We start from the raw sequence: 23,311 nt of genomic DNA, 5'->3' as shown, positions 1-23,311 counted from the left end.
AAACGGCCCCGCGGGAACACTCCCGCGGGGCCGTTCCTGCAACAAGCTCAGATCCCGAGCGCGTGCACCCCACCGTCGACCATGATCATCGAACCGGTGGTAGCCGGCAGCCAATCCGACAGCACAGCGCACACAGTCTTGGCAGTAGGCTCCGGATCCGCGGAATCCCAGCCGAGCGGCGCACGGTCGCCCCACCCAGCTTCGAGCTCTCCGAAACCGGGAATGGACTTCGCGGCCATCGTCTTCATCGGACCCGCGCTGACCAGGTTGACCCGGATGCCCCGCGGGCCGAGTTCCTTGGCCAGGTACCGGTTCACCGACTCCAGCGCGGCCTTCGCGACGCCCATCCAGTTGTAGACCGGCCACGCGACGCGCGCGTCGAAGTCCATGCCGACGATCGACGCGCCGGAGCTGAGCAGCGGCAGCGTCGCCACCGCCAGCGACTTGAACGAGAACGCCGAGACGTCCACCGCGACCTTGACGTCGTCGCTGGGGGCGTCGAGGAACGGCGCGCCGAGGCAGCTCTGCGGCGCGAAGCCGATCGAGTGCAGCACGCCGTCGAGGCCGTCGACGTGCTCGCGGACCCGGTCGGCGAGCGAGTCGAGGTGCTCCTGGTTCGTGACGTCCAGTTCGAGCACCGGGGCGGGCTCGGGCAGCCGCTTGGCGATGCGCTCCACGAGCGACAAGCGCCCGAAGCCGGTGAGCACGACCTTCGCGCCCTCCTGCTGGGCGATGCGGGCCGCGTGGAACGCGAGCGAGGCGTCGGTGATGACGCCGGTGATCAGCAGCCGCTTGCCTTCGAGCAATCCGGGCAACACGTCCTCCAGGTCGTGGGTGTTCTTCTCGGGAAGGTCAGTGTCCGAGGCCGAGGCCGCCGTCGACGGGCAGCACCGCGCCGTTGACGTAGCCCGCCTCGTCCGAGGACAGGTACCGCACGGCGGCGGCGATCTCGGCCGGTTCGGCGTAGCGGCCGGACGGGACGCTGGCGAGGATCTCCTTGCGCCGGTCCTCGGGCAGCTTGTCGGTCATGTCGGTGTGCACGAAGCCCGGCGCGACCACGTTCGCGGTGATGTTGCGCGAGCCCAGCTCCCGCGCGAGCGAACGCGCGAAGCCGACCAGGCCCGCCTTCGAGGCGGCGTAGTTCGCCTGCCCGGCCGAGCCGGAGAGGCCCACCACGGACGAGATGAACACGAACCGGCCCCAGCGGGCGCGCAGCATGCCGCGCGAGGCCCGCTTCGCGACGCGGAACGCCCCGGTGAGGTTCGCGTTGAGCACGCGCTCGAACTGCTCCTCCGACATCCGCATGAGCAGGGTGTCGTCGGTGAGCCCGGCGTTGGACACCAGGACCTCGACCGGCCCCTGGTGCTCCTCCACGAGCTTGAACGCCGTGTCCACCTGCTCGGCGTCGGTGACGTCGGCCCGCACGCCGAAAAGCCCCTCCGGCGCGCCGGACCCGCGGTGCGTCACCGCGACCCGGTGGCCCTGCTCGGCGAGGTCCCGGGCGATCGCCAGCCCGATGCCCCGGTTGCCGCCGGTGACCAAGACCGACCGTCCCACTGCGTTCTCCTCGTCGTCTAAGCGGTTGCGCCCGCCTGAGGCTATCGGCTGCGCTGACCGGCGGCGCACCCGGCACTCCCGTCCTAAGCGACGGTAAGGAACCGCGCCTCGACCTTGATGGTTACTCCCCGGTTGGTCACCGTGAGTCGCGACACAGGAGGTCAAGGATGACTACCCGGATCCAGGACGCCGGCTCGGCGCGGGACGAGCGGCGCGTGGTCGGCAACGTGCTGCGCGGCTCGATCGGAAATCTCGTCGAGTGGTACGACTGGTACGCCTATTCGGCGTTCACCGTCTACTTCGCGAAGGCGTTCTTCCCCGGCGGCGATGCCACGGCGCAGTTCCTCAACACCGCGGCGGTGTTCGCCGTCGGATTCCTCATGCGCCCGCTCGGGGGCTGGCTGCTCGGCCGGTTCGCCGACCGCTACGGGCGCCGGTCCGCGCTCGTGCTCTCGGTTTCGATGATGGCCTGCGGTTCGCTGCTCATCGCGGTGACCCCGGCGTACTCGGCGATCGGCATCGCGGCCCCGATCCTGCTGGTGTTCTCGCGGCTGCTGCAAGGGCTTTCGGTCGGCGGCGAGTACTCCACCTCGGCGACGTATCTGTCCGAAGTGGCCACTCCCGGCAAGCGCGGGTTCTACTCCAGCTTCCAGTACGTGACCCTCGTCGGCGGGCAGCTGCTCGCGCTCGGGCTGCAGCTGATCCTGCAGAGCGTGCTCACGGACAAGCAGATGGGCGACTGGGGCTGGCGGATCGCGTTCGTGGTCGGCGCGCTCGCGGCGGTGATCGTGATGGCGCTGCGGCGGTCGATGGACGAGTCGGAGAGCTACCAGCGGGTCACCGAGAATGCGGAGACCGGCAAGGGCGAGCGCGGCACACTGCGCCAGCTCGTCAAGTACCCGCGGGAGATCCTGCTCGTCGTCGGCCTGACGCTCGGCGGCACGGTCGCGTTCTACACCTACGCCACCTACACGCAGAAGTTCCTCGAGAACACCGCGCACATCCCGCGGCGCACGGTCACCGTGATCATGTTCCTGGCCCTGCTGGTCTTCGCGATCCTGCAGCCGCTCGCCGGGAAGCTGTCGGACAAGATCGGCCGGCGGAAGCTGCTGATGTTCTTCGGCATCGCGGGCACCCTGCTGACCGTGCCGATCATGACCCTGATGGCGCGCACCAGCCAGCCGTTCCTCGCGTTCCTGCTGCTGCTCGGCGCGCTGGTGATCGTGACCGGCTACACCTCGATCAACGCGATCGTGAAGGCGGAGCTGTTCCCGACGCGGATCCGCGCGATCGGCGTCGGCCTCCCGTATGCGCTCACTGTCGCGATCTTCGGCGGGACCGCTGAGCTGATCGCGCAGGCGCTGAAGAAGGCCGGTCACGAATCGCTCTTCTTCTGGTACGTCGCGGGTTGCGTCCTCGTGTCCCTCATCGTGTACGCGACAATGCGGGAAACTTCGCGTTCGTCCGCTCTCGAGCGCGGCGAGGACTGATCAGGAGGACGGCCGTGCGCGTGCTGCTCGTCGAGGACGACACCGGGGTCGCCCGGGCACTCGCCGAAACGCTGCACGCGCACGGCCACCCGGTCACCGCGGTCGGCCGCGGGTCGGACGCCCTCACCCGGCACCGGGACGCGGACCTGCTGCTGCTCGACCTCGGCCTGCCGGATCTCGACGGGCTGGACGTGCTGCGCAAGATCCGCCAGGTCTCGCCGGTGCCGGTGATCGTGCTGACCGCGCGCGACGACGAACGTTCGGTCGTCCGCGCGCTGCGCTTCGGCGCGGACGACTACCTGGCGAAACCTGTCCGGATGGCCGAACTGCTGGCCCGGATGGACGCCGTGGTGCGGCGGGCGGGTCATTCCTCCCCTGCCCCGAAAGACCCGGTCGTGCACGTCGAGGACGTCGAGATCGACCTCGGCGCACGCCGGGTCTTGGTCGGCGGCCGGGACATCGGGCTGACCACGAAAGAGTTCGCGGTACTGGCGGTGCTCGCCGCGCGGCCCGGCACCGCGGTGAGCCGGCAGCAGCTGATGGACGAGGTGTGGGGCGACGCGTACCTCGCGGTCTCGCGCTCGCTCGATGTCCACATGACGCAGCTGCGCGCGAAGCTCGACCGGCCCGGCCTGCTCACCACGATCCGCGGCTTCGGCTACCGGCTCGGCCGGGGCTGATCGGTGCGCACTCGCCTGCTGGCTGTTCTCGTCACGCTCGCGCTCGCCGTCGTGGCGGCGTTTGCCGTGCCGTTGCTGTCCGCGACGGCCGATCAACGGACGCAGCAGCTGGTGATTTCGCGCAGCAGCGACGTCGACCGCTTCGTGGTGCTCGCGCAACAGGCCGTCGATTCCGGCGACGCGACCGCGTTGAACGCCGACGCGCGAGTGTATTCGTCGTTATACAGCGAAGGTGTGCTGATCGTCGACGCGCAGCGGCAGCCGCTTGTCGAGACCGGTGGCCTGACCAGCAGCGATCCCGCCGCGCGGGCCGTTATCGAGGCGACTCTGCGGAACGAGCCGGAAGCGCCCGTCGAGCGGATCCGGCCGTGGTCGGACGCTCCGGTGCTCTTCGCCCGCCCGGTCGGCACCGGGACGCGAGTGTCCGGGGTGGTCCTGCTGCGGGCGTCGGTGACCGCTGCGGCGGCGGACGTCGGAGCCGCGTGGAGCGCCATCGCGGCCGGGGCGATGGTGGTCGCGGCGCTGTTCGTATTGCTGGCGGTTCTGCTGTCGCGGTGGATGGTGCGACCGTTGGTGGAGCTGGAAACCGGCGTGCTGGCAGTGGCGGGCGGACGCCGGGCGCAGGTGCCGGAACGGTCCGGGCCGCGCGAGCTGCGGTCGCTCGCCGCGTCGGTGAACCGGATGTCCGACGCGGTCGTCGAGTCGGCGAACCAGCAGCAGCGGCTCGTCGCGGACACCTCGCATCAGCTGCGCAACCCGATGGCCGCGCTGCGCCTCCGGCTCGACCTTCTCGGCACCGAGGTCGAAAACCGCCCGGCTTATGCCGCCACGGTCGCGGAAGTCGAACGGCTGGAACGGATTCTCGACGGCCTGCTCGCCCTCGCCACCGCGGAAAGCACCGCGACCCGGCTGGCCGCGCGCGCCGACGACGAGCCCGCTGACCTGGCCGCTGTCGTGGCGGAACGGGTCGACGCGTGGCGGTTGTCCGCCGACGAAGCAGGCGCGACCCTCGTGCCGTGCGCCGGCCACACCGAGCCGCTGCTGGTGCGCACGCCGGAGAGCGAACTCGCGCAGATTCTCGACGTATTGCTGGACAACGCCGTCCACCACGCCGGTCAGGGAGCCACCATCACCGCCGCTTGGGAGTCCACTTCGGACACTGTCACGCTGATCGTCACCGACGACGGTCCCGGCCTCCCGCCGGAGGATCTCGCCCGCGCCACCGAACGATTCTGGCGCGCCGGCGGCGACGGCGCTCCGCGCGGAACCGGCCTCGGGCTCGCCATCGCGCGTGAGCAAACCCGTGCCCGGGGCGGGGTTCTGGAGCTGCGCGCGGTCGAACCGCACGGCCTCCAAGTCCGGATCACGCTGCCCGCCGAGGTGACGCCATGACCGTCACCCGCCGCGCCGCGCTTCTCGGCAGCCTCGCCCTCGCACTCGCCGCCTGCGACGACACCTACCGCGGCCCGGAACGGCAGATCACCATCGCGTCCGGCGAACCCGGCGGCTTCTACCTGGCCTTCGCCGAGGTGCTGGCCGCCGAACTGTCGCGCGCCGAACCGCGGCTGCACTGCAGCGCGATCCCCACCGAGGCGAGCGTCGAGAACGTCCAACGGGTCAGCGACGGCACCGCCGACTTTGGCCTGACACTCGCCGACGTGGCGCAATCCGCGATTACCGGCGGCACGCCGTTCGGGAAACCCGTTCCGCTGCAAGCACTCGGCCGCGTCTACGAGAACTACCTGCAACTGGTCGTCCGCGCCGAAGACCACCTCACCGACCTCCGCGCGCTCGCCGGACGCCCCGTCTCGGTCGGCGCCAGCCGCTCCGGTGCCGCACAGCTGGGCGAACGGGTCTTCGCCGCGAACGGCGTCCCGGTCCAGGCACAGCACCTGCCGTTGAACGACGCGGTCGCCGCCCTGCACGACCGCCGGATCGACGCGTTCCTGTGGTCCGGCGGGATCCCGACGCCCGCGCTCGCCGACCTCAACCGCACGACGCCGCTTGCCCTGCTTCCGCTGACGTCGGTGCTACCCCAGCTGCGGAAGGCGTACGGACCGCTGTACGAGCAGGTGCAAGTGCCTGCCGGGGCGTACCACGGGGTGGGTTCGCTGCCGACGATCGGCGTCGCGAACCTGCTGGTCTGCTCGCCGAAGCTGCCGTTCGACGTGGCTGCTGCGGTGGTCCGGGTGCTTGTCGAGCGCGCCGCCGAACTCGTGCCCGCGCAGGCCGTCGGGACACAGTTCCTGGACGTCCGCACGCTCATCGGCACCCAGCCCGTCCCGCTGCACCGCGGCGCCGCCGACACCTACCGCGCGCTCCACGGGTGATCGCTAGATTGGTCGGGTGACCGAACGCCGACCTCTCGCCGAAATGCCCCTCCGCGTGCGCTACCACGAATGCGATGCGCAGGGCATCGTCTTCAACGCGCACTACCTGGCTTACGCGGACATGGCGGCGTTCGAGGTCGAGAGAGCGCTCTTCGGCTCGCACGACGCGCTGCTCGCCACCGGGGTCGACGTGGTGGTCGCCGAATCGAACCTGCGGTACTTCGCGCCGTGCCGTTTCGACGACGAGCTGGTCGTCGCGGTGTATCTCGTGCACCTGGGCACCACGTCGATGCAGTTCGAGCTGGAAGTCCGCCGCGGCGACACAGTGACGACCGAGATCCGGCTGCGGTACGTGTTCGTCGACACCGAGAACTACCGCAAGGCCGAACCGCCGCCGGAGGTGCGCGGGGCCTACGCGCAGTACCTCCCCGAGGCGGCGTGATGTTCCGAGTGCTCTTCTACCGCCCCGAAATCCCGCCCAACACCGGCAACGCCATCCGGCTCGCCGCGAACACCGGGTGCGAGCTGCATCTGGTGGAGCCGCTGGGATTCACCTTGGAGGACAAGCAGCTTCGCCGCGCCGGGCTCGATTACCACGACCTCGCGCGGGTCCATGTGCATGCTGATCTGGCTGCCGCGTGGGAGGCTTTGCTGCCGTCGAAGGTGTATGCGTTCAGTGCTACCGCGACGCGGCTTTACACCGAGGTGTCTTACGCGCCTGGGGATGTGCTGATGTTCGGTCCGGAGTCCGCTGGGTTGCCGGACGAGGTTCAGCACGCGCCGGAGGTCACTGACCGGCTGCGGTTGCCGATGCTGCCGAACAACCGGTCGCTGAACCTGGCCAACACAGCCGCCATCGCCGTCTACGAGGGGTGGCGGCAGAACGGCTTCGCCACGCCGTGAAGGGCTCCTTGAGGGAATCTGATTCCCTCAAGGAGCCCTTCACGGACTTACGGGAGTCTCTGGCCGAACACCAGCGCAGTCGCGGCTCCGGCCATCAGGATGATCGTCCCCAGCACCACCCACGGCTTGCTCGCGTCCGCGTTCTTCAGCTCGTACCCGATCTGCTCGCCCAAGTCGGCGTACACGCGTTTCAGCTCGTCCGCGCTCGCCGCCTTGTAGAACTCGCCTCCGGACAGCCGGGCGATCTCGCGCAGCGATTCGTCGTCCACGCGGACGTCCTGCTGCTTGCCCTCGATGTCCACCGACCCGTGCTCGGTGCCGAACGAGATCGACGAGATCGGCATCTGCGCCTGCTTCGCCGCCTGCGCCGCCGTGTACGCGCCGCGCGGGGCGTACAGGTCTTCCGGCACCGTCTGCTTGCCGTCGCTCATGAGCACGATCCGCGCGGGCGGAGGGCCGTCCGCGCCGCCGACTACCGCCGAGAAGCTCTGGATCGACTGCATCGCCGCGTAGATGCCCTCGCCGGTGGCGGTGGACTGGGCGAGCTTCAGGTTGTCGATCGCCTTAGAAACGCCTGCCCGGTCCGTGGTCGGGTTGACGAGCACGGTCGCGGTTCCGGCGAACGAGATCAGGCCCAGATTGACGCCCGGCGTCATGTTCTGCGCGAACTGTTTCGCCGCGTCCTGCGCCGCCTTCAGTCGCGTCGGGGCGACGTCGGTGGCTTCCATCGACAGCGACACGTCGATCACCAGCATGACCGTCGCCCGGTTGCGCGGCACCTTCTGCTCGGCCGTCGGCCCTGCCAGCGAAACCGTCAGGAACAGCAGCGACAGCACGATCAGCACCGCGGGCACGTGCCGGATCCAGCCCTGCGCTTTGGGCGCGACCTTCTCCAGCAGTTCGAGGTTCGCGAACCGCATCACCCGGCGGCGGCGCTGCCGCTGCGACAGCACGTACGCGCCCGCCACCGCGGCGACCGCGAGCAGCAGCAGGAACCACCACGGCGAACTGAAACCGGCGAGGCTCATGCCGTCGCCTCCTCACTGGTTGCCCGGGCGGTCGCGTGAAGGGCGGTCATGCGACACCCCCGGACCAGCGACGCTTGCGGGCGACCACGAACCGCACCATGTCGGCGATCCAGTCGGAATCCGTGCGCAGCACCAGATGCGCGGCCCCGGCCCGGCGCAAACCGGACGCGACCGCCTGCCGGTGCGCGTTCGCCGCCGCGCCGAACTCCTTGCGCAGCAACGCCGAAGCGTGCACCTCGCGCTGCCGTCCGGTCTCCGGGTCGGCCAGCACGACAGTGCCGACCTCCGGCAGGTCCACGTCGCGCGGGTCGACGATCTCGATCGCGATCAGCTCGTGCCTTCCACCGAGCGCGCGCAACGGGCGCTCCCAATCCAGCGGGCCGAGGAAGTCTGAAATCGCCACCGCCAAGCCGCGCCGGCGCGGAGGACGGCGCAACTGTTCCAGCGCACCAGCGAAATCACCCCGGACGCCCTCGGCGGCCCGAGGCGTTTCGGCCAGCCGCCGGACGAGCCCGCGGGCATGCGGAAGCCCGCCGCGCGCCGGAAGCCGGGTGGTGCCTTCGCCGTTGGACACGAGCGCGCCGATCCGGTTTCCGCCGCCGCCGGTCAGGTGCGCGACCGCTGCGGTCGCGCAGACCACCAGGTCGCGCTTCTCGCACAGCGCGGTGCCGAAGTCGAGGCTCGCCGACATGTCCGCGACGACCCACGTCTCCAGCTCGCGGTCCGCCACCGTTTCGCGGATATGCGGCGTCGTCGTGCGCGCGGTGACCGCCCAGTCCATCCGGCGCACGTCGTCGCCCGGCTGGTACGGCCGCGCCTCACCGGGCTCCGAACCCGGGCCCGGAACGAGACCGAGGTGGTTGCCCTGGAGCAAACCGTCGAGGCGGCGGCGCACTTCGAGTTCGAGGGTCCGCAGTCCCGCTTCCATCCGGTCGCCGCGCAGGACCGGCGGCGCCCAGCCGGGACGTCCGCCCGGATCTTTCTCAGAGGTGCCAGCCACGCCGCTACCTGACGGGCGCGCCCGCCGGCACCGGGCCGGCGCCGCCCTGCGGCCGGGCCGAAACCTGCGGCAGCGGCACGGTCTGCAGCACGCGGGTGACGATGTGGTCCACCGGCACGCCGTCGGCCAGCGCGTCGTAGGACAGCACGAGCCGGTGGCGCAGCACGTCCGGCACGACGTCGACGACGTCCTGCGGAAGCACGTAGTCCCGGCCGCGCACGAGCGCCAGCGCCCGCGCCGCGGCGATGATGCCGAGGCTCGCGCGCGGCGAGGCTCCGTAGGACACCCAGCCCGCGACGTCGGACAGCCCGTGGTCGTTCGGGGTGCGCGTGGTGAGCACCAGCCGCACGACGTAGTCGACCAGCGCGTGGTGCACGAACACCTGCGAGGCGACGCCCTGCAGCCGGACCAGCTCGGCCGGGCTCAGCACCTCGTGCGGCTCCGGCGGCGTGACGCCCATCCGGTAGATGATCTCGCGCTCCTCCTCCGCGGAGGGGTACTCGACCAGGATCTTGAACAGGAACCGGTCGCGCTGGGCTTCCGGCAGCGGGTACACGCCCTCGTTCTCGATCGGGTTCTGCGTGGCCAGCACGAGGAACGGGTCGGGCATCGGGAAGGTCTTGCCGCCGATCGACACGTGCCGCTCGGCCATCACCTCCAGCATCGCCGACTGCACCTTCGCCGGAGCGCGGTTGATCTCGTCGGCGAGCACGAAGTTCGCGACGACCGGGCCCAGCTCGACGTCGAAGCGCTCGGCGCCCTGGCGGTAGATGCGCGTGCCGAGGATGTCGGCGGGCACCAGGTCGGGGGTGAACTGCACGCGGGAGAACGACCCGCCCACGACGCGCGCGAACGTCTCCACCGCGAGCGTCTTCGCGACCCCGGGCACGCCTTCGAGCAGCAGGTGCCCCTTCGCCAGCAGCCCGACGAGCATGCGCTCCACCAGCCGGTCCTGTCCGACGATGACGCGCTTCACCTCGAACACGGTGCGTTCCAGCAGCTGGGCGTCCCGCGCCGGGGTGCCGGGCTGCTGCCCGTTCGCTCCCTCGGCGAAGCCGGGCTCGGTCACTCTTCCTCCAGGGGTTTCCGCGTCTGCGTGCTCGCCCGCGACCCTACTGGGTCGAGAACTTCCCGCGACGGTAGCCAATCGCATCGCCGGTGTGACAGCTGTGAAGCCCCTGTCAGCGATGCTTTTCCAGGTCCTCCGGCGTGTCGATGTCGTCGCTCTCGCCGGGCTCGGCGGCGACTTCCGCGATCCGCAGTCCGCCGAGCGTCCGGCGCAGCGACGCGTTCTCCGGATGCGCTGGCATCGCCTCGCGCAACGCGGCGGTGCGCCAAGCGCTCACCAGCCATTGCCGCTCCCCCGCCGCGTCAACGAGGACGGCGCCGTCTGCTGTGCCCACAGTGGACCTCAGCCGGTCCACTGTGGAGCGGCGGATGCCAGGGAGATCAGCGGCGAGCAGCACGACGGTCTCGGCGTCCCCCGCTGCCTCCAGTCCCGCGGCCAGCGCGGCGACCGGCCCCCCGCCAGGGACCGCTTCACGGGTCCAGACGACGTCGTACCCCGGTCGCTGCGGCCCGCACACCACGACCGGATCCGCCCCGGCCAGCGCCTCGACCGCCCGGCCCAGCAACGAGATCCCGCCGACCCGCAGCTCCGGTTTGTCCACTCCGGACAGCCGGCGCGCGGACCCGCCGGCGAGCACGATCCCCGCGAACCGGGGGCGTTCAGTCATGGCCTCAGGGTGCCCGCCGCCGGAAAGAGGAAGCGGCGGGGGGTGGGTGCTCTGCTCTCCGCCGCGAAAACCCGCGCGCGCTCCGGCGACGCTCGGGTTAGGTTGCCGACGTGCCCGACGCCGCGCGGCTGCTCGCCGCCTACGACCGCGAAGTCCGCCAAGCCGAGCTGACGCAGGCCGAACCCGGACAACAGCTGACTCTCGACGGCCCGCTCGCCCGCCTCACCGGCGGCCGCCGCGGTTTCGTCTCCGGCCCGCCCGACCTCGGCGTGACCGGCGCCGCGCTCGACGAGCTGATCGCCCGCCAGCGCGCGTTTTTCGCCGCCCGCGGCGAGGAGTTCGAATGGAAAACCCGCGGCCACGACCGGCCCGCGGACCTTCCCGAACGCTTGCTGGCCGCCGGTTTCGCCCCGGAGGAGACCGAAACCGTCCTGATCGCGCCGCTGGACGATGTCGCCGCCTCGGCCCCGCCGTCCGCCGACATCGTCGTGCGCGAGGCCGGCGGCCACGACGACCTGCTGCGCATCGCGACGCTCTCGGCGACGGTGTTCGGGCACGACGAGGCCGCCGTCGCCGCGGACTTGCTCGCGCGGGCCCGCGCCGACTCCGGGACCACCACGCACGTCGTCGCCGAAGCGGACGGCCGGTTCGTGGCCGCGTCCCGGCTGGAACTGGTGCCCGGCACCGGATTCGCCGGGCTCTGGGGCGGCGCGACGCTGCCCGAATGGCGCGGACGGGGCCTGTACCGCGCGCTCGTGGCGCACCGGGTCGGCGCGGCGCGGGCTCGCGGAGTGGACTACCTGCAGGTCGACGCGCTGCCTACCAGCCGCCCGATCCTCGAACGGCTGGGCTTCACCGCGGTCACCGAAACGACGCCTTACGTGTGGAGCCCGCTCAGCCGATGAGGCGCGTCGCGTACGGCATGATCCCGCCGTACCGGACCGAAACCACGCGGACGTACGAACCCGACTGCGGGGCCTCGACCATCTGCCCGTTGCCCAGGTACAGGGCGACGTGGTGGATGCCGCCCGAACCGCCCCAGAAGAGCATGTCGCCGCGGCGCATCTGCGACAGCGGCACCCGGCGGCCCGAGGTGTACTGGTAGCCGCTGAAGTGCGGCAGGCCCTGCACGCCGGCGAACGCGTAGATCATCAGGCCGGAGCAGTCGAAGCCGATCTTGCGGTAGTCGCCGTACTGGTCGGCCACGCCGCCGTCGCGGATGCCGCGGGTCGGGCCGCTGCCGTTGCCGCCGCCCCACGCGTACGGCATGCCCACCTTGGACAGCGCCCGCGCGATCACGGCTTCGATCGAGCTTCCCGCCGCCGGGGACGGACGGCCGCGGCTTCCGCCGCCGTTGTCGTCCCCGCCGTCGTCGTTGTTGTTGGCCGCCGCGGCTGCCCGCAGCGCCGCCTGCCGCGCGCGCTCCTCGTCCTCGCGCTGCTTCTGCGCGACCCAGTCCTGGTAGCGCTGGCGCTGCCCCTGCAGGCCGTTGACCTTCGCCTGCGCGGCGTACAGCTGCTGCTCGACGGAGTTCTTGTTGGCTTCCAGCTGCGTGTTCTGCGCGGCCTGGGCCTGCTGCGCGGACACGGCGGCGGACTGCGCCGAGTCCGCCGCGCCCTTGGCCTGGGTGGCCGCGTCCTGCTTCTGCTGCGCGAGCTCCAGCGCCTTGCGCGCGGCGGAGTCCTTGTTGGCCTTGTCGGTCTGGGCCTGCTGGAGCCGGTCCATCGCGTTGATCCGCGAGCCGCCGATGGCGTTGAGCAGCTGCGCGCGGGCAAGCAGGTCCTTCGGGCTGTCCGACGTCAGGTACGCCGAGACCGACCCGATCGTGCTGCCCTGCTCGAAGCTGGCGGCGGCGAACTTCTTCGCGTCCGCGCGGGCCTTCTCGATCGCGCCGACCGCCGCGTCCGCCTCCTGGCGCGCGGACTTCGCGTCGTTCTGCGCCTGGGTGGCCTCGTCCTGCGCGGTCTGCAGGTCGACCAGGGCCTTCATGGCCTGTTCCTGCTTCAGCTCGACGTCGTCCTGCAGCGAGCTGAGCTTCTGCTCGGCCTGCGCGAGCTGGTTGGTGAGCCGCCCGACCTCGCCCGCTTTCGCGTTGGCGTCGCCCTTGGCCGAATCGATCGAGGAGTCGCTCGGGTTCGGCGGCGGAGGGGGAACCGCGAGCCCGGTGCTGGTCGCGCCGAGCAGCGCGACCAGGGCGACCGTCGCCACCGTCAGGCCGCGCCGGGCTCCGGCGCCGCGCGCCGGCGCACCCGCCGTCCCGGACCGTCCCCGCCTGGCCATCACGCCCCGCCACCTCCGCTCGCCGGCCGCCCGCGCGCCGTCTCGGACAAGCACGGACACACCGCGTACCACTGCAGTCACACCACTATCACAAGCAACAGGAAGAACTTACACACCGCGGAGATCATTTCCCCTGTTCGGGGGACCTGGCGGAGCGGCGTGTCCGGATGGCGCACGTCACTCCGTGTGTCGTCTTGAACGAAATACAGGACACGCGTACTGTTTGGGGCGACGGACGAGGTGTGCCCTCCCGGTTCCGGTTCTACGGTGGGGGTGCGCGACACTCGCCTGGGTCGACCCGACGACCCGGAGAACGACACCGAACTGACCCGGGAGGACACGCCGGCGGCGGCGTGGAATCCATGCCACTGGAGTTAGACGTGACTGCACCTAGCAAGGACAGCTTCGGCGCCAAGGACACCTTGCAGGTGGAAGAGAACTCGTACGAGATCTTCCGCCTGGACAAGGTCGAAGGCGCCGCCCGGCTGCCCTACAGCCTGAAGATCCTCCTCGAGAACCTGCTGCGCACCGAGGACGGCGCGAACATCACCGCCGACCACATCCGCGCGCTCGGCGGCTGGGATCCGAACGCGGACCCGTCGATCGAGATCCAGTTCACGCCCGCCCGGGTGATCATGCAGGACTTCACCGGCGTGCCCTGCGTGGTCGACCTGGCCACCATGCGCGAGGCCGTGACCGCGCTCGGCGGCGACCCGGACAAGGTCAACCCGCTCGCCCCGGCCGAGATGGTCATCGACCATTCGGTGATCATCGACGTGTTCGGCCGCGCGGACGCCTTCGAGCGCAACGTGGAGATCGAGTACGAGCGCAACCGCGAGCGCTACCAGTTCCTGCGCTGGGGCCAGGGCGCCTTCGACGAGTTCAAGGTCGTCCCGCCGGGCACCGGCATCGTGCACCAGGTCAACATCGAGCACCTGGCGCGCACCGTGATGGCCCGGAACGGCCAGGCCTACCCCGACTCCTGCGTCGGCACCGACTCGCACACCACCATGGTCAACGGCCTCGGCGTGCTGGGCTGGGGCGTCGGCGGCATCGAGGCCGAGGCGGCCATGCTGGGCCAGCCGGTCTCCATGCTGATCCCGCGCGTCGTCGGCTTCAAGCTGACCGGCGAGATCCCGGCCGGCGTCACCGCGACCGACGTCGTCCTCACGATCACCGAGATGCTGCGCCGCCACGGCGTGGTCGGCAAGTTCGTCGAGTTCTACGGCGAGAGCGTCGCGCAGGTGCCGCTGGCCAACCGCGCCACCATCGGCAACATGAGCCCGGAGTTCGGCTCCACCGCGGCGATCTTCCCGATCGACGACGAGACCGTCCGCTACCTCAAGCTCACCGGCCGCTCGGCCGAGCAGGTCGCGCTGGTCGAGGCGTACGCCAAGGAGCAGGGCCTCTGGCACGACCCGGCGCACGAGGCCCAGTACTCGGAGTACCTCGAGCTGGACCTGTCGACGGTCGTCCCGTCGATCGCCGGCCCGAAGCGCCCGCAGGACCGCATCGAGCTGACCGACGCGAAGTCCTCGTTCCGCAAGTCGGTGCACGACTACGCCGAGGACGAGCAGCCCACCCCGCACACCAACGTCGACGAGACCGTCGAGGAGACCTTCCCGGCCTCCGACCCGGCCGCGCTGTCGTTCAAGGACGAGACCGCGGTGCCGGTGCAGTCCGCGGCGAACGGGGCCACCGGGCGCCCGACCAAGCCGGTCAAGGTGTCGACCGCCGACCGCGGCGAGTTCATCCTCGACCACGGCGCCGTGGTGATCGCCTCGATCACCTCGTGCACCAACACCTCCAACCCGTCGGTCATGCTGGGCGCGGCGCTGCTCGCGCGCAACGCGGTCGACAAGGGCCTGTCGGTCAAGCCGTGGGTCAAGACGTCGATGGCGCCGGGCTCGCAGGTCGTCACCGACTACTACACCAAGGCCAACCTCTGGCCGTACCTGGAGAAGCTGGGCTACCACCTGGTCGGCTACGGCTGCACCACCTGCATCGGCAACTCCGGCCCGCTCTCGGACGAGATCTCCGCGGCGATCCAGGAGAACGACCTCACCGCGGTCTCGGTGCTCTCGGGCAACCGGAACTTCGAGGGCCGGATCAACCCGGACGTCAAGATGAACTACCTGGCGTCCCCGCCGCTGGTCATCGCCTACGCGCTGGCCGGGACGATGGACTTCGACTTCGCGACCCAGCCGCTGGGCCAGGACACTGACGGCAACGACGTCTTCTTGAAGGACATCTGGCCGTCCGCGCAGGAGATCCAGGAGACCATCGACTACGCGATCACGCAGGAGATGTTCACCAAGGACTACGCCGACGTCTTCGACGGCGGCGAGCGCTGGAAGTCGCTGCCCACCCCGGAGGGCAAGACCTTCGAGTGGGACGCCGAGTCCACCTACGTCCGGAAGCCCCCGTACTTCGACGGCATGGCCGCCGAACCGGCCCCGGTGCAGGACATCTCGGGCGCCCGGGTGCTGGCGAAGCTGGGCGACTCGGTCACCACCGACCACATCTCCCCCGCCGGCGCCATCAAGGCGGGCACCCCGGCCGCGCAGTACCTGGTCGAGCACGGCATCGAGCGCAAGGACTTCAACTCCTACGGCTCGCGCCGCGGCAACCACGAGGTCATGATCCGCGGCACCTTCGCGAACATCCGGCTGCGCAACCAGCTGCTGGACGACGTGCAGGGCGGCTACACCCGCGACTTCACCCAGGAAGGCGCGCCGCAGGCGTTCATCTACGACGCGGCCCAGAACTACGCGGCGGCGGGCACTCCGCTGGTCGTGCTGGGCGGCAAGGAGTACGGCTCCGGTTCGTCGCGCGACTGGGCGGCCAAGGGCACGTCGCTGCTGGGCGTGCGCGCGGTCATCACCGAGTCGTTCGAGCGCATCCACCGCTCCAACCTGATCGGCATGGGCGTCATCCCGCTGCAGTTCCCGGCGGGCGAGTCGGCGTCGTCGCTGAAGCTGGACGGCACCGAGACGTTCGACATCGAGGGCATCACGAAGCTGAACGACGGCGAGACGCCGCGGACGGTGCACGTGACCGCCACGAAGGACGACGGGTCGAAGGTGGAGTTCGACGCGGTCGTCCGCATCGACACCCCGGGCGAGGCGGACTACTACCGCAACGGCGGCATCCTGCAGTACGTGCTGCGGAAGATGACGCAGTCCTGACGGTCTGATCCGGTCCGGAAGCCCGTTCCCGTTTCGCGGGGGCGGGCTTCCGGCGTTTCCGGGGTCCGGAAAACAGTCCGGTGCGGTCAGCCTCGGCCGCTACGCTCGAAGGCGGGACCTTCGGAGGGGGCGACGATGACGGTCGGCACGGTGGCGCTCGGCGACGGCGAACTCGCTTACGAGGAACGAGGTTCCGGCCGCCCGGTGGTGTTCCTGCACGCGGGCGCGATGACCCGCGCGATGTGGGACCCGCAGTTCGCGCGGTTCGCCGAAGATTTTCGCGTGATCCGGTACGACGGACGCGGCCACGGCGGGTCGACCAGTGCGGAATCCGCGTTCTCCCACCACGAGGACACCGCGAAACTCCTCGACGCGCTCGACGTCGAGCAGCCGGTGCTGGTCGGCTGTTCGTTCGGCAGCCGGGTGTTCGCGGACTTCGCGCTCGCGCATCCGGATCGCGTCGGCGCGTTGGTCCTCTCCTCCCCCGGGCTCAGCGGGATGCAGTTCCGCGATCCCTACATCCTGGGCCTCGAACGGGAGATGGCTTCGGCCACCAGCCGCGAGCAGGTGGTCGAATGCCTGCTCCGGTCGTGGGTCGACGGCCCGCACCGGAGCGCGGACGAGGTCGATCCGGCGGTACGGGAGGCGTGCCGCTCGATGGTGCGGGAGACCATCGCGCGCGAGCGCTCCGCGCCGGTGACCGCCGAGGAACTCCGCGCGGTCGACCGGGTCGCCGAGATCCGGGCCCGCACGCTCGTGATCACCGGCGAACTCGACTCCTCCGACATCGTGCGGACCGCCGAACTGCTCGACCGCGAAGCACCCGGCACGCGCTGGATCCGCGTGCCGGACGCCGGGCACCCGGTCAACCTCGAACAACCCGAACAGTTCGGCGATCTGCTCGACGAATTCCTGCGCGGCTAACCCGCCACCGCGCCCGTCTTCGGGTCCAGCTTCAGCGGTTTCGCCTTCGGCTGCGAGAAGTCGAACATCCCGGTCAACGGCGCCGCCATCGCGTCGAACGAGCCGCCGCCGATGCGGCCCAGGTGCCAGTTGTCCTCGATGAACCGCAGCACCGACGTCTGGTCCGTCATCGTGTGGTCGACGTGATTCACCTTGCTGTACGGCGAAATCACCAGCAGCGGCAGCCGCGGGCCGTAGCCGCACCGATCCGCGAAGCCGCCCAGCTTCACCGGTTTCGACGTGCACACCGAAGCGTCCTGGGCCGAATCGTGCGAGCCGTTGAGGATCTTCGGCGCGACGTGGTCGTACCAGCCGTCCGAATCGTCGTACGCCAGCACGATCGCGGTGTTCTTCCACTGCGGCGACGCCTGGATCCGGTTGATCTCGTCGGCCACGAAAGCCTGCTCGTCCAAGGGATCCGAGTAGCCCGCGTGCCCGTCCTGGTACTCCGGCGCCTTCAGGAAACTCACCGCGGGCATGGTGCCCGCGGCGAGGGCGTCGTTGAAGTCGCGGACGTCGTACTGGTGGTTCGCCTGGTCGGGCTGGCCCACCGCGTGCAGCGAGGACGGCGGAAGGTGCTTCCGGTTCGCGGTCGACTGGTAGTACTGGAACGGCTGATGGTGCGGGCTGTAGTCGACGGACGCCTGGCCGCCCACGTTCGGGTGCTTAGTCCCGCAGACGGCGTACCCGTTCGCCTCGCCGGTGGGCCGGAAGCCGCCCTCGAACCAGCCCCACGTGACGCCGCGCGCGTTCAGCAGGTCGCCGACGTTGCGGCCCTGGAACGCGCCGAGGTTGTCCTTCGCGGTGTGGTTCTTGTCCGAGCAGTCGTCGAACGCCGGGTCCGGGTCGGTGATCATCGTGCCGACGCCGCGGGAGTCCGGCGAGGCCGCGGTGTGCGGGTCGACCTTCGGCTCGCCGGTGACCGAATCCACCGGCTGCAGGCCGTGCGTCTGGCCGGAGACGAGGTTGATCGCGCCGGGGCTGGACGGGCCGAAGACGGTGTTGAAGGAGTTGTCGTTCAGCGCGTAATGCTGGGCGTAGTTCCACATCGCGGTGACGGTGTTGCCGTCGAAGTAGTTCATCACCAGGCCGGGTTCGCCGAACAGCACGGGCTGGCCGGTGCACTTGTCCTTCTCGGTGTACTCGACGAACTTGTCCATCTTGCCGCCGTTGAACGCGGCCTGTTCCTTCTTGTAGTCGTGCGCCTGGTCGCAGGTGAGCGCCTGGTCCGGGCTGAGCCGCTTCGGGTTGTAGGCGTTCGGGTTGTGCTGCAGCAGGTCCGGGGTGAGACCGTTGACCTTCGGGGTGCCGGGCGCGGCGTGGAACGGGGTGCCGTTTTCGTTGGTGGCGTTCGGATACGTGCCGAAGTAGTGGTCGAAGGAGATGTTCTCGCCGAAGATCACCACGACGTTCTTGATCGGCGTGGACGTCGTGAACGTCTCGGCGGCGATCGCGTGCGCCGGCGCCGAGGTCGACGCCGCACTGCTCGCGCACGCCGCGGCCAGCGCCGCGGTCGCCGCCAGCGCGGCCGCCGCGGTGGCCCGCTTCCTGGTCCGCTTCACTGCAGAACTCCTTCCGCTCAGCCCAGCACTGCCCGGCCGTAGTGGTCGGCCGGATCCGTCACGCCCGGGAACAGGTGGAAATACCCGCCCCCGAACGGCGAGACGTAGTCGGTGAGCGGCTCTCCGGCGAGCCGCTTCTGCACGGCCTCGAACTGCTGCTCGAGGTCGCGCTGGTAACAGGTGAAGACAAGGCCCATGTCGAGGTTGCCGTTGGCGTCCAGGCCGCGGTCGTAGTTGACCGCGCGGCGCAGGATCCGCTGTCCGTCGGTCTGCGGGGTGCGCGGGTTCGCGAGCCGGATGTGGCTGGTCAGCGGAATGACCGTGCCGATCGGGTCCTCGGCGTAGCGCGGCGCGTCCTGCTCGGCCGCGCCGTCGAGCGGCGCGCCGGTGTCGCGGCGGCGGCCGATCATGTTCTCCTGCTCCGACAGCGACACCCGGTCCCAGAACTCGACCAGCATCCGGATCAGCCGGATGACCTGGTAACTGCCGCCGTCGTCCGTCCACACGAGACTGTCCGCTTCGGACGGTGCCGGGTTCGCGGTGCCGTCCTTGAAGCCGAGCAGGTTGCGCGGCGTCCCGGCCGGACGCGGCGGCGAGCTGAACCCGTCGATCTTCCAGCGCAGCTGCATCCCGCCCCGGGTCGCGCGGGCGATGTCGCGCAACGCGTGCAGCACAGTGTCCGGTTCGGCGGCGTTGAGCACGAGACTCAGATCCCCGTGGCACCACTGCGGATCGAGCGCGTCGTCCGGGAACATCGGCATCTGCTTGAGCTTCGGCGGTTTGCGCGCGGCGAGCCCGTAGCGGTCGTCGAACAGCGACGCACCGGCGCCGACGAGCACCGACAACTGTCCTTTCGGGACTTCCGGGCCGAGCACGCCGGAATCCGCGGGCGGTCCGGTGATCCCGACCGACGCGGGCGCGCCGCCGCTGGTGAGGAACCGCGCGCGGTCGGTGAGTTCCTTGAGCAGCGCGGTGAGTTCGGTGCGGTTCTCGGCGACGACGTCGAACGCGGCGACGATCGAATGTCTCGCGGGTTCCGCCAGCACGGCGGTCTGACGGGGACCGTGGAACGGCGCCGCTCCCCCGGCTGCCGTCGCGCTTCCGGACAGCCCGACCAGGCCCGCACCCGCCCCGGCGGCGGCCGCTCCGCGCAGGAACGCGCGCCGACCCAGGGTCACGAGGTCCTCCTCGGCTCCGCGATCGCCGCGACCGGGGCCAGGCGTTCGGTCAGCTCGGAGACGTCGGCGTTGATCCGCTGCCGCTGTTTCCGGTCCAAGGTGGACAGTGGTTTGCCAGCGACAGTCCGCAGATCGCTATCAGTGCGGGCGATCCAGGCGTCGAGGTCCTTCAAGCCGGGGAACCGGGTGATCAGGAGCGGACGCAGCACGTCGAGCACCGCACGGGTGCCGGTGAGGTTCGCGCCCGCGGTCGCGAGGTTCGAGCCGCTGCCGTAGTCGGTGCGGCCGGTCAGCTCGAACTGGAGGGTGTTCTCCATGATCTCGTGCGCGCGCAGGCCGAGGTCGTTCTGGTCGATCTGGGCGTCGGCGAACGACGTGCGCAGCTTCTGGACGGCTTGGTCGAGCTGGTCGGCGACCGGGCTCAACGCGGGCATCGCTTCGTTGTGCCACAAGCCGTTCTCGAGCCGGTGGAATCCGGTGAAGCCCGGATCGGCGGTCCCTTCCGGCAACCCCGCGGCGGTGCCGTTGATCGCGCCGTCCGAATCCCCGAAGGCGTTGTAGGCCGCGCCGAGCCGCTCATAAGTGAGGTGCGCGGTGAGCCAGGCCTGCTGCGCCGCACCGCGATTCCCGGAACGGACGGCTTGCGCCAGCGCGGCGGTCTGGCCGGTGAGCGTGCCGAGGCCGTCGGCGACGTAGCCGTGGTACTGCTTGAGCGGCCCGAGCAAATCGGCGTTGGTCACCGGCACCACCGCCGGTCCCGGCCGGTCCGCGCCGCCGGTGACCTGGACCGTCGGGCCGACGAACGGCGTGCCGTCCTCGGGCGCGCAGCGCAGGGCGTACGCGCCGTTGGCGAAGTTCACCGGCAACGCGCGCGTCGTGCCCGGGCCGACGCCTTCCAGCTCCCCGAAGACCGTGCCGGTGGCCGGGTCGACGAGGTCGATTTCCATCGTGACGGCGGCGTCGTTGCGGACCTGCAGGGTCTGCGGCCCGGCCGGCGGCGCGGTCCAGCCGTCGCCGCAGGCCGAGCGCGAAACCGGGACCGGACCGGGCTGGGCGGGCGAGCCGGAGCAACCGGCGAGCACCGCGGTCCCGGCAAGGACCGCGGCAGCGCCGAACCCGCCCGCCCAGCGCCGCACGTCAACTCCCCTCAGGTGAACTTCTGGCGGACACTTTCACCGATCCGCCGACCGCTGACAAGAGGGTTGTGCCGTTATGCCCGGTTCTGGCAGAAGATCGACCGATAGATCAACCGATCAGCCCTTCGCGGGTGGGGTGAAGGGCTGCCGATCCGGTTGGAACACCTGGCCGTCGGCGGGCACCTTCAGGTCGATCAGGTACGCGGCGGTCGCGTCGTCCACGCCCCGCGCGCTGCCGAGGATGCAGTGGCCGAACGAGTCGACCGACAGCAGCCGCGAGTTGCCCAGCTCCTCGGCCATCCGCTGGCCGAACCGGTACCGCGTGGCCGGGTCGTAGAAGTTGCTGACCACCAGCACCGGCGTCGCGGTGTTCGCGCGCCACGGCCCGCGGTACGGGTCGGACGTCTTCGCGGCCGGCCACACCGGACAGGCGGCGATGTCGGAGAACACCTGGTAGCGGCCGAACGTCGGCGATTCCCGGTCCGCCTTGCCCGCGATGCCCGGCACCTGCTCCTGCTTGATCCGCATCGGCTTGTCCGCGCAGTTCACCGCGAGGTACGAGTCGTTGCCGGCGTACGGGCTGTCCGGGACGAGGTCGAGCAGACCGCCGCGGCCGGCGGAAAGGGCGGCGTTCCGCGCGGACTGGGCCTGCAGCGACGGGTGCAGCACCGAGTACGCCTGCTGCAGGCCCTCGGCCAGCTCGCCGAACGAGTCCGGCGAGTACATCGCGCTCGACGCCGCGCCGATCAGCCTGGCCAGGTCCAGCTTCTGGCCGCCGGGCAGCGTGATCGGGTCGGTCCGCACGTGCTCGCGCAGTTCGTCGAACTTCGCCCGCGGGTCGCCCGCGCTGAACGCGCATTTGCCGCCGGCTTGGGCGCAGCGCTTGAGGAAGCCGTCGAGCGCGATCTCGAAGCCCTGCGCCCGCGCCAGGTCGTAGGTGACGCCGTCGTTGGTGCGCAGCTGCGGGTCGACGTTCCCGTCGATCACGATCGCCCGCGTCTGCTTCGGGAACATCGCGGCGTAGGTGGACCCGACGAGGGTGCCGTAGGAGAACCCGGTGTAGGTCAGCTGCTGGTCGCCGACCGCGGCGCGCAGCTGGTCGAGGTCGCGCACGACGTCGCGGGTGGACATGTGGTCCAGCAGCGCCCCGGCGTTGCGGCGGCAGAACTGGCCGTAGTCGCGGTACCCGGCGAGCGTGCTCGAGATTTCCTTGCGCGACAACGGAACCGGCAGCAGCTGGCTCTGGACGTCTTGGGCGTCCTCGGCCGTGGTGAAGCAGCGCAGCGGATTGCTGGCGCCGACGCCGCGCGGGTCGAACCCGACGAGGTCGAAGCGGTCCATCACCTGCGGGCGGAAAAAGCGGTCGCCGGAGATCGGCATCCGCAGCCCGGACCCGCCCGGGCCGCCCGGGTTGAGGAACAGCGACCCGATCCGCTGTCCGGGGATTTTGGCGGCGCGCTTCATCAGCGCGATGTCGATGCTGCCGAGCGACGCGTCATCGTGGTCGATCGGCACGCGGTAAAGCGAGCAGCTGTACAGCTTCACTTGGTCTTCCGGGACGCCGCGCAGCTGTTCTTTGGTGCAGTCCTCCCACTTGACCGGCGCGGTGCGCGCGATCTCCGCGGGTTTGGCCGGTCGGGCCTGCGCCGCCGGGCCGGCGGGCGCCGCGACGGCAGTGCCCGCCAACCCGGTCAGTGCGGTCGCGATCGCCGCGACCAGTGCTCCGGTTCGTGCTCTTTTCGATCCGCGCACGTGGATTCTCCCCTGGTTGCGCACCCGTCTGATTACGGGGCGTCACCGAGACTGGCATAATCCGGCCAAGCCGGGCACCGGCAAAAGGAGGAAGTGCGGGGGTCTGCCGAGCGACCGCCGATCAGGGGTCCTCGACGACCGGCTGGAGCGGCGAAAGGAACGGGTCCGTCCGGACGGTGATCTCGCCGCGCGCCATGACCCGGACCCGGTAACCGTAAGGCCAGGGCCACTCGCTCGACTCTTCGTCCCACTCGTACAAGATGCCGTGAGAACCGGGAAGCACCCGAGCGATGTACCCCAGCAGTTCGTCCAGCTCGGCTCTGTGTACCCCGGTGTGGTTCGGCATGCCGTTCACCCACAAGACAAACATGCCGTTGAAGACCTTCAGCCGCGCTTCGCCGGACATCCAGTCGACCGCGTCGACACGCTCGCGGACGTCCTCGATCAGCTCGTCGAACTTCTCCTCGCCCCACTCGGGCTCGCCCGGGGATTCCGCCAGGTCGAACCAGCCATGGAACTTGTACATCC

At 70.4% G+C, this 23,311-nt stretch carries 21 protein-coding genes; 9 read left to right on the top strand and 12 right to left on the bottom strand.

Translation table 11 applies throughout. From position 1 onward, the window contains the following. Positions 1-47: 47 nt before the first annotated feature. Positions 48-815: an enoyl-ACP reductase FabI gene (gene fabI, locus ABD156_RS17745; RefSeq protein WP_344274082.1), complete on the bottom strand. Its 768-nt coding sequence runs from the start codon at positions 813-815 to the stop codon at positions 48-50. 37 nt (positions 816-852) lie between these two features. Beyond that, the gene (gene fabG / locus ABD156_RS17740; protein ID WP_344274079.1) at positions 853-1,557 is read right to left on the bottom strand and encodes a 3-oxoacyl-ACP reductase FabG; all 705 of its coding nucleotides are present in this window, start codon (positions 1,555-1,557) and stop codon (positions 853-855) included. Positions 1,558-1,724: 167 nt separating this feature from the next. On the opposite strand from fabG, the gene ABD156_RS17735 reads away from it, so the two are divergent. Genes ABD156_RS17735 through ABD156_RS17710 form a run of 6 tightly spaced genes read left to right on the top strand, consistent with a single transcriptional unit; the run spans position 1,725 to position 6,960 of the window. Then, complete coding sequence (locus ABD156_RS17735) at positions 1,725-3,047, top strand: MFS transporter (protein WP_344274076.1); 1,323 nt, start codon at positions 1,725-1,727, stop codon at positions 3,045-3,047. A 14-nt stretch (positions 3,048-3,061) separates the two neighbouring features. Further along, the gene (locus ABD156_RS17730; protein ID WP_344274073.1) at positions 3,062-3,727 is read left to right on the top strand and encodes a response regulator transcription factor; all 666 of its coding nucleotides are present in this window, start codon (positions 3,062-3,064) and stop codon (positions 3,725-3,727) included. A gap of 3 nt (positions 3,728-3,730) precedes the next feature. Then, on the top strand, positions 3,731-5,119 hold the full coding sequence (locus ABD156_RS17725; protein ID WP_344274070.1) for a sensor histidine kinase: 1,389 nt from the start codon (positions 3,731-3,733) through the stop codon (positions 5,117-5,119). Beyond that, the gene (locus ABD156_RS17720; RefSeq protein WP_344274067.1) at positions 5,116-6,057 is read left to right on the top strand and encodes a TAXI family TRAP transporter solute-binding subunit; all 942 of its coding nucleotides are present in this window, start codon (positions 5,116-5,118) and stop codon (positions 6,055-6,057) included. Before ABD156_RS17725 ends, ABD156_RS17720 begins: the two co-directional genes overlap by 4 nt. A gap of 16 nt (positions 6,058-6,073) precedes the next feature. Further along, positions 6,074-6,499, top strand: coding sequence for an acyl-CoA thioesterase (locus ABD156_RS17715; RefSeq protein WP_344274064.1), 426 nt, complete (start codon positions 6,074-6,076; stop codon positions 6,497-6,499). After that, positions 6,499-6,960 carry a tRNA (cytidine(34)-2'-O)-methyltransferase gene (locus tag ABD156_RS17710; RefSeq protein ID WP_344274061.1) on the top strand — a complete coding sequence of 154 codons (462 nt, stop codon included), beginning with the start codon at positions 6,499-6,501 and terminating at the stop codon, positions 6,958-6,960. The genes ABD156_RS17715 and ABD156_RS17710 overlap by 1 nt, the downstream gene beginning before the upstream one ends. A 47-nt stretch (positions 6,961-7,007) precedes the next feature. Here ABD156_RS17710 and ABD156_RS17705 read toward each other — a convergent pair whose 3' ends face one another. The 4 genes from ABD156_RS17705 to mobA form a co-directional block, all read right to left on the bottom strand. Then, complete coding sequence (locus ABD156_RS17705; protein ID WP_116206855.1) at positions 7,008-7,988, bottom strand: VWA domain-containing protein; 981 nt, start codon at positions 7,986-7,988, stop codon at positions 7,008-7,010. Positions 7,989-8,034: 46 nt separating this feature from the next. After that, positions 8,035-8,916 (bottom strand): DUF58 domain-containing protein, encoded by an 882-nt coding sequence (locus ABD156_RS17700; protein ID WP_344274505.1) that lies wholly within the window; start codon positions 8,914-8,916, stop codon positions 8,035-8,037. A gap of 76 nt (positions 8,917-8,992) precedes the next feature. Beyond that, positions 8,993-10,057 carry an AAA family ATPase gene (locus tag ABD156_RS17695; protein WP_037806526.1) on the bottom strand — a complete coding sequence of 355 codons (1,065 nt, stop codon included), beginning with the start codon at positions 10,055-10,057 and terminating at the stop codon, positions 8,993-8,995. 112 nt (positions 10,058-10,169) lie between these two features. After that, on the bottom strand, positions 10,170-10,724 hold the full coding sequence (gene mobA / locus ABD156_RS17690; RefSeq protein WP_344274052.1) for a molybdenum cofactor guanylyltransferase: 555 nt from the start codon (positions 10,722-10,724) through the stop codon (positions 10,170-10,172). Between the two features lie 110 nt (positions 10,725-10,834). On the opposite strand from mobA, the gene ABD156_RS17685 reads away from it, so the two are divergent. Further along, positions 10,835-11,629 carry a GNAT family N-acetyltransferase gene (locus ABD156_RS17685; RefSeq protein WP_344274050.1) on the top strand — a complete coding sequence of 265 codons (795 nt, stop codon included), beginning with the start codon at positions 10,835-10,837 and terminating at the stop codon, positions 11,627-11,629. On the opposite strand, the gene ABD156_RS17680 is transcribed toward ABD156_RS17685, so the two are convergent. Then, complete coding sequence (locus ABD156_RS17680; RefSeq protein WP_344274047.1) at positions 11,619-13,004, bottom strand: NlpC/P60 family protein; 1,386 nt, start codon at positions 13,002-13,004, stop codon at positions 11,619-11,621. The genes ABD156_RS17685 and ABD156_RS17680 overlap by 11 nt on opposite strands. Positions 13,005-13,384: 380 nt before the next feature. On the opposite strand from ABD156_RS17680, the gene acnA reads away from it, so the two are divergent. After that, complete coding sequence (acnA, locus tag ABD156_RS17675) at positions 13,385-16,192, top strand: aconitate hydratase AcnA (protein ID WP_344274045.1); 2,808 nt, start codon at positions 13,385-13,387, stop codon at positions 16,190-16,192. Positions 16,193-16,327: 135 nt separating this feature from the next. Further along, the gene (locus ABD156_RS17670; protein WP_344274041.1) at positions 16,328-17,116 is read left to right on the top strand and encodes an alpha/beta fold hydrolase; all 789 of its coding nucleotides are present in this window, start codon (positions 16,328-16,330) and stop codon (positions 17,114-17,116) included. Here the strand turns inward: ABD156_RS17670 and ABD156_RS17665 are convergent. From ABD156_RS17665 to ABD156_RS17645, 5 genes are all read right to left on the bottom strand, one after another. Beyond that, positions 17,113-18,717: a phospholipase C gene (locus ABD156_RS17665; RefSeq protein WP_344274039.1), complete on the bottom strand. Its 1,605-nt coding sequence runs from the start codon at positions 18,715-18,717 to the stop codon at positions 17,113-17,115. The genes ABD156_RS17670 and ABD156_RS17665 overlap by 4 nt on opposite strands. Before the next feature lie 17 nt (positions 18,718-18,734). Beyond that, the gene (locus tag ABD156_RS17660) at positions 18,735-19,895 is read right to left on the bottom strand and encodes a Dyp-type peroxidase (protein ID WP_344274036.1); all 1,161 of its coding nucleotides are present in this window, start codon (positions 19,893-19,895) and stop codon (positions 18,735-18,737) included. Further along, positions 19,892-21,031: an EfeM/EfeO family lipoprotein gene (locus tag ABD156_RS17655; RefSeq protein ID WP_344274033.1), complete on the bottom strand. Its 1,140-nt coding sequence runs from the start codon at positions 21,029-21,031 to the stop codon at positions 19,892-19,894. Before ABD156_RS17655 ends, ABD156_RS17660 begins: the two co-directional genes overlap by 4 nt. A gap of 117 nt (positions 21,032-21,148) precedes the next feature. Beyond that, positions 21,149-22,783: an alpha/beta hydrolase gene (locus ABD156_RS17650; RefSeq protein ID WP_377926302.1), complete on the bottom strand. Its 1,635-nt coding sequence runs from the start codon at positions 22,781-22,783 to the stop codon at positions 21,149-21,151. Between the two features lie 121 nt (positions 22,784-22,904). Next, the gene (locus ABD156_RS17645) at positions 22,905-23,309 is read right to left on the bottom strand and encodes an Imm7 family immunity protein (protein ID WP_344274030.1); all 405 of its coding nucleotides are present in this window, start codon (positions 23,307-23,309) and stop codon (positions 22,905-22,907) included. Between the last annotated feature and the right edge of the window lie 2 nt (positions 23,310-23,311).

Origin of the sequence: Amycolatopsis albidoflavus (assembly GCF_039525725.1) — a bacterium.
Classification (GTDB): Bacteria; Actinomycetota; Actinomycetes; order Mycobacteriales; family Pseudonocardiaceae; genus Amycolatopsis; species Amycolatopsis albidoflava.
The sequence above is the reverse complement of the archived record's forward strand: the minus strand, read 5'-3'. Positions and strand labels throughout refer to the sequence as shown.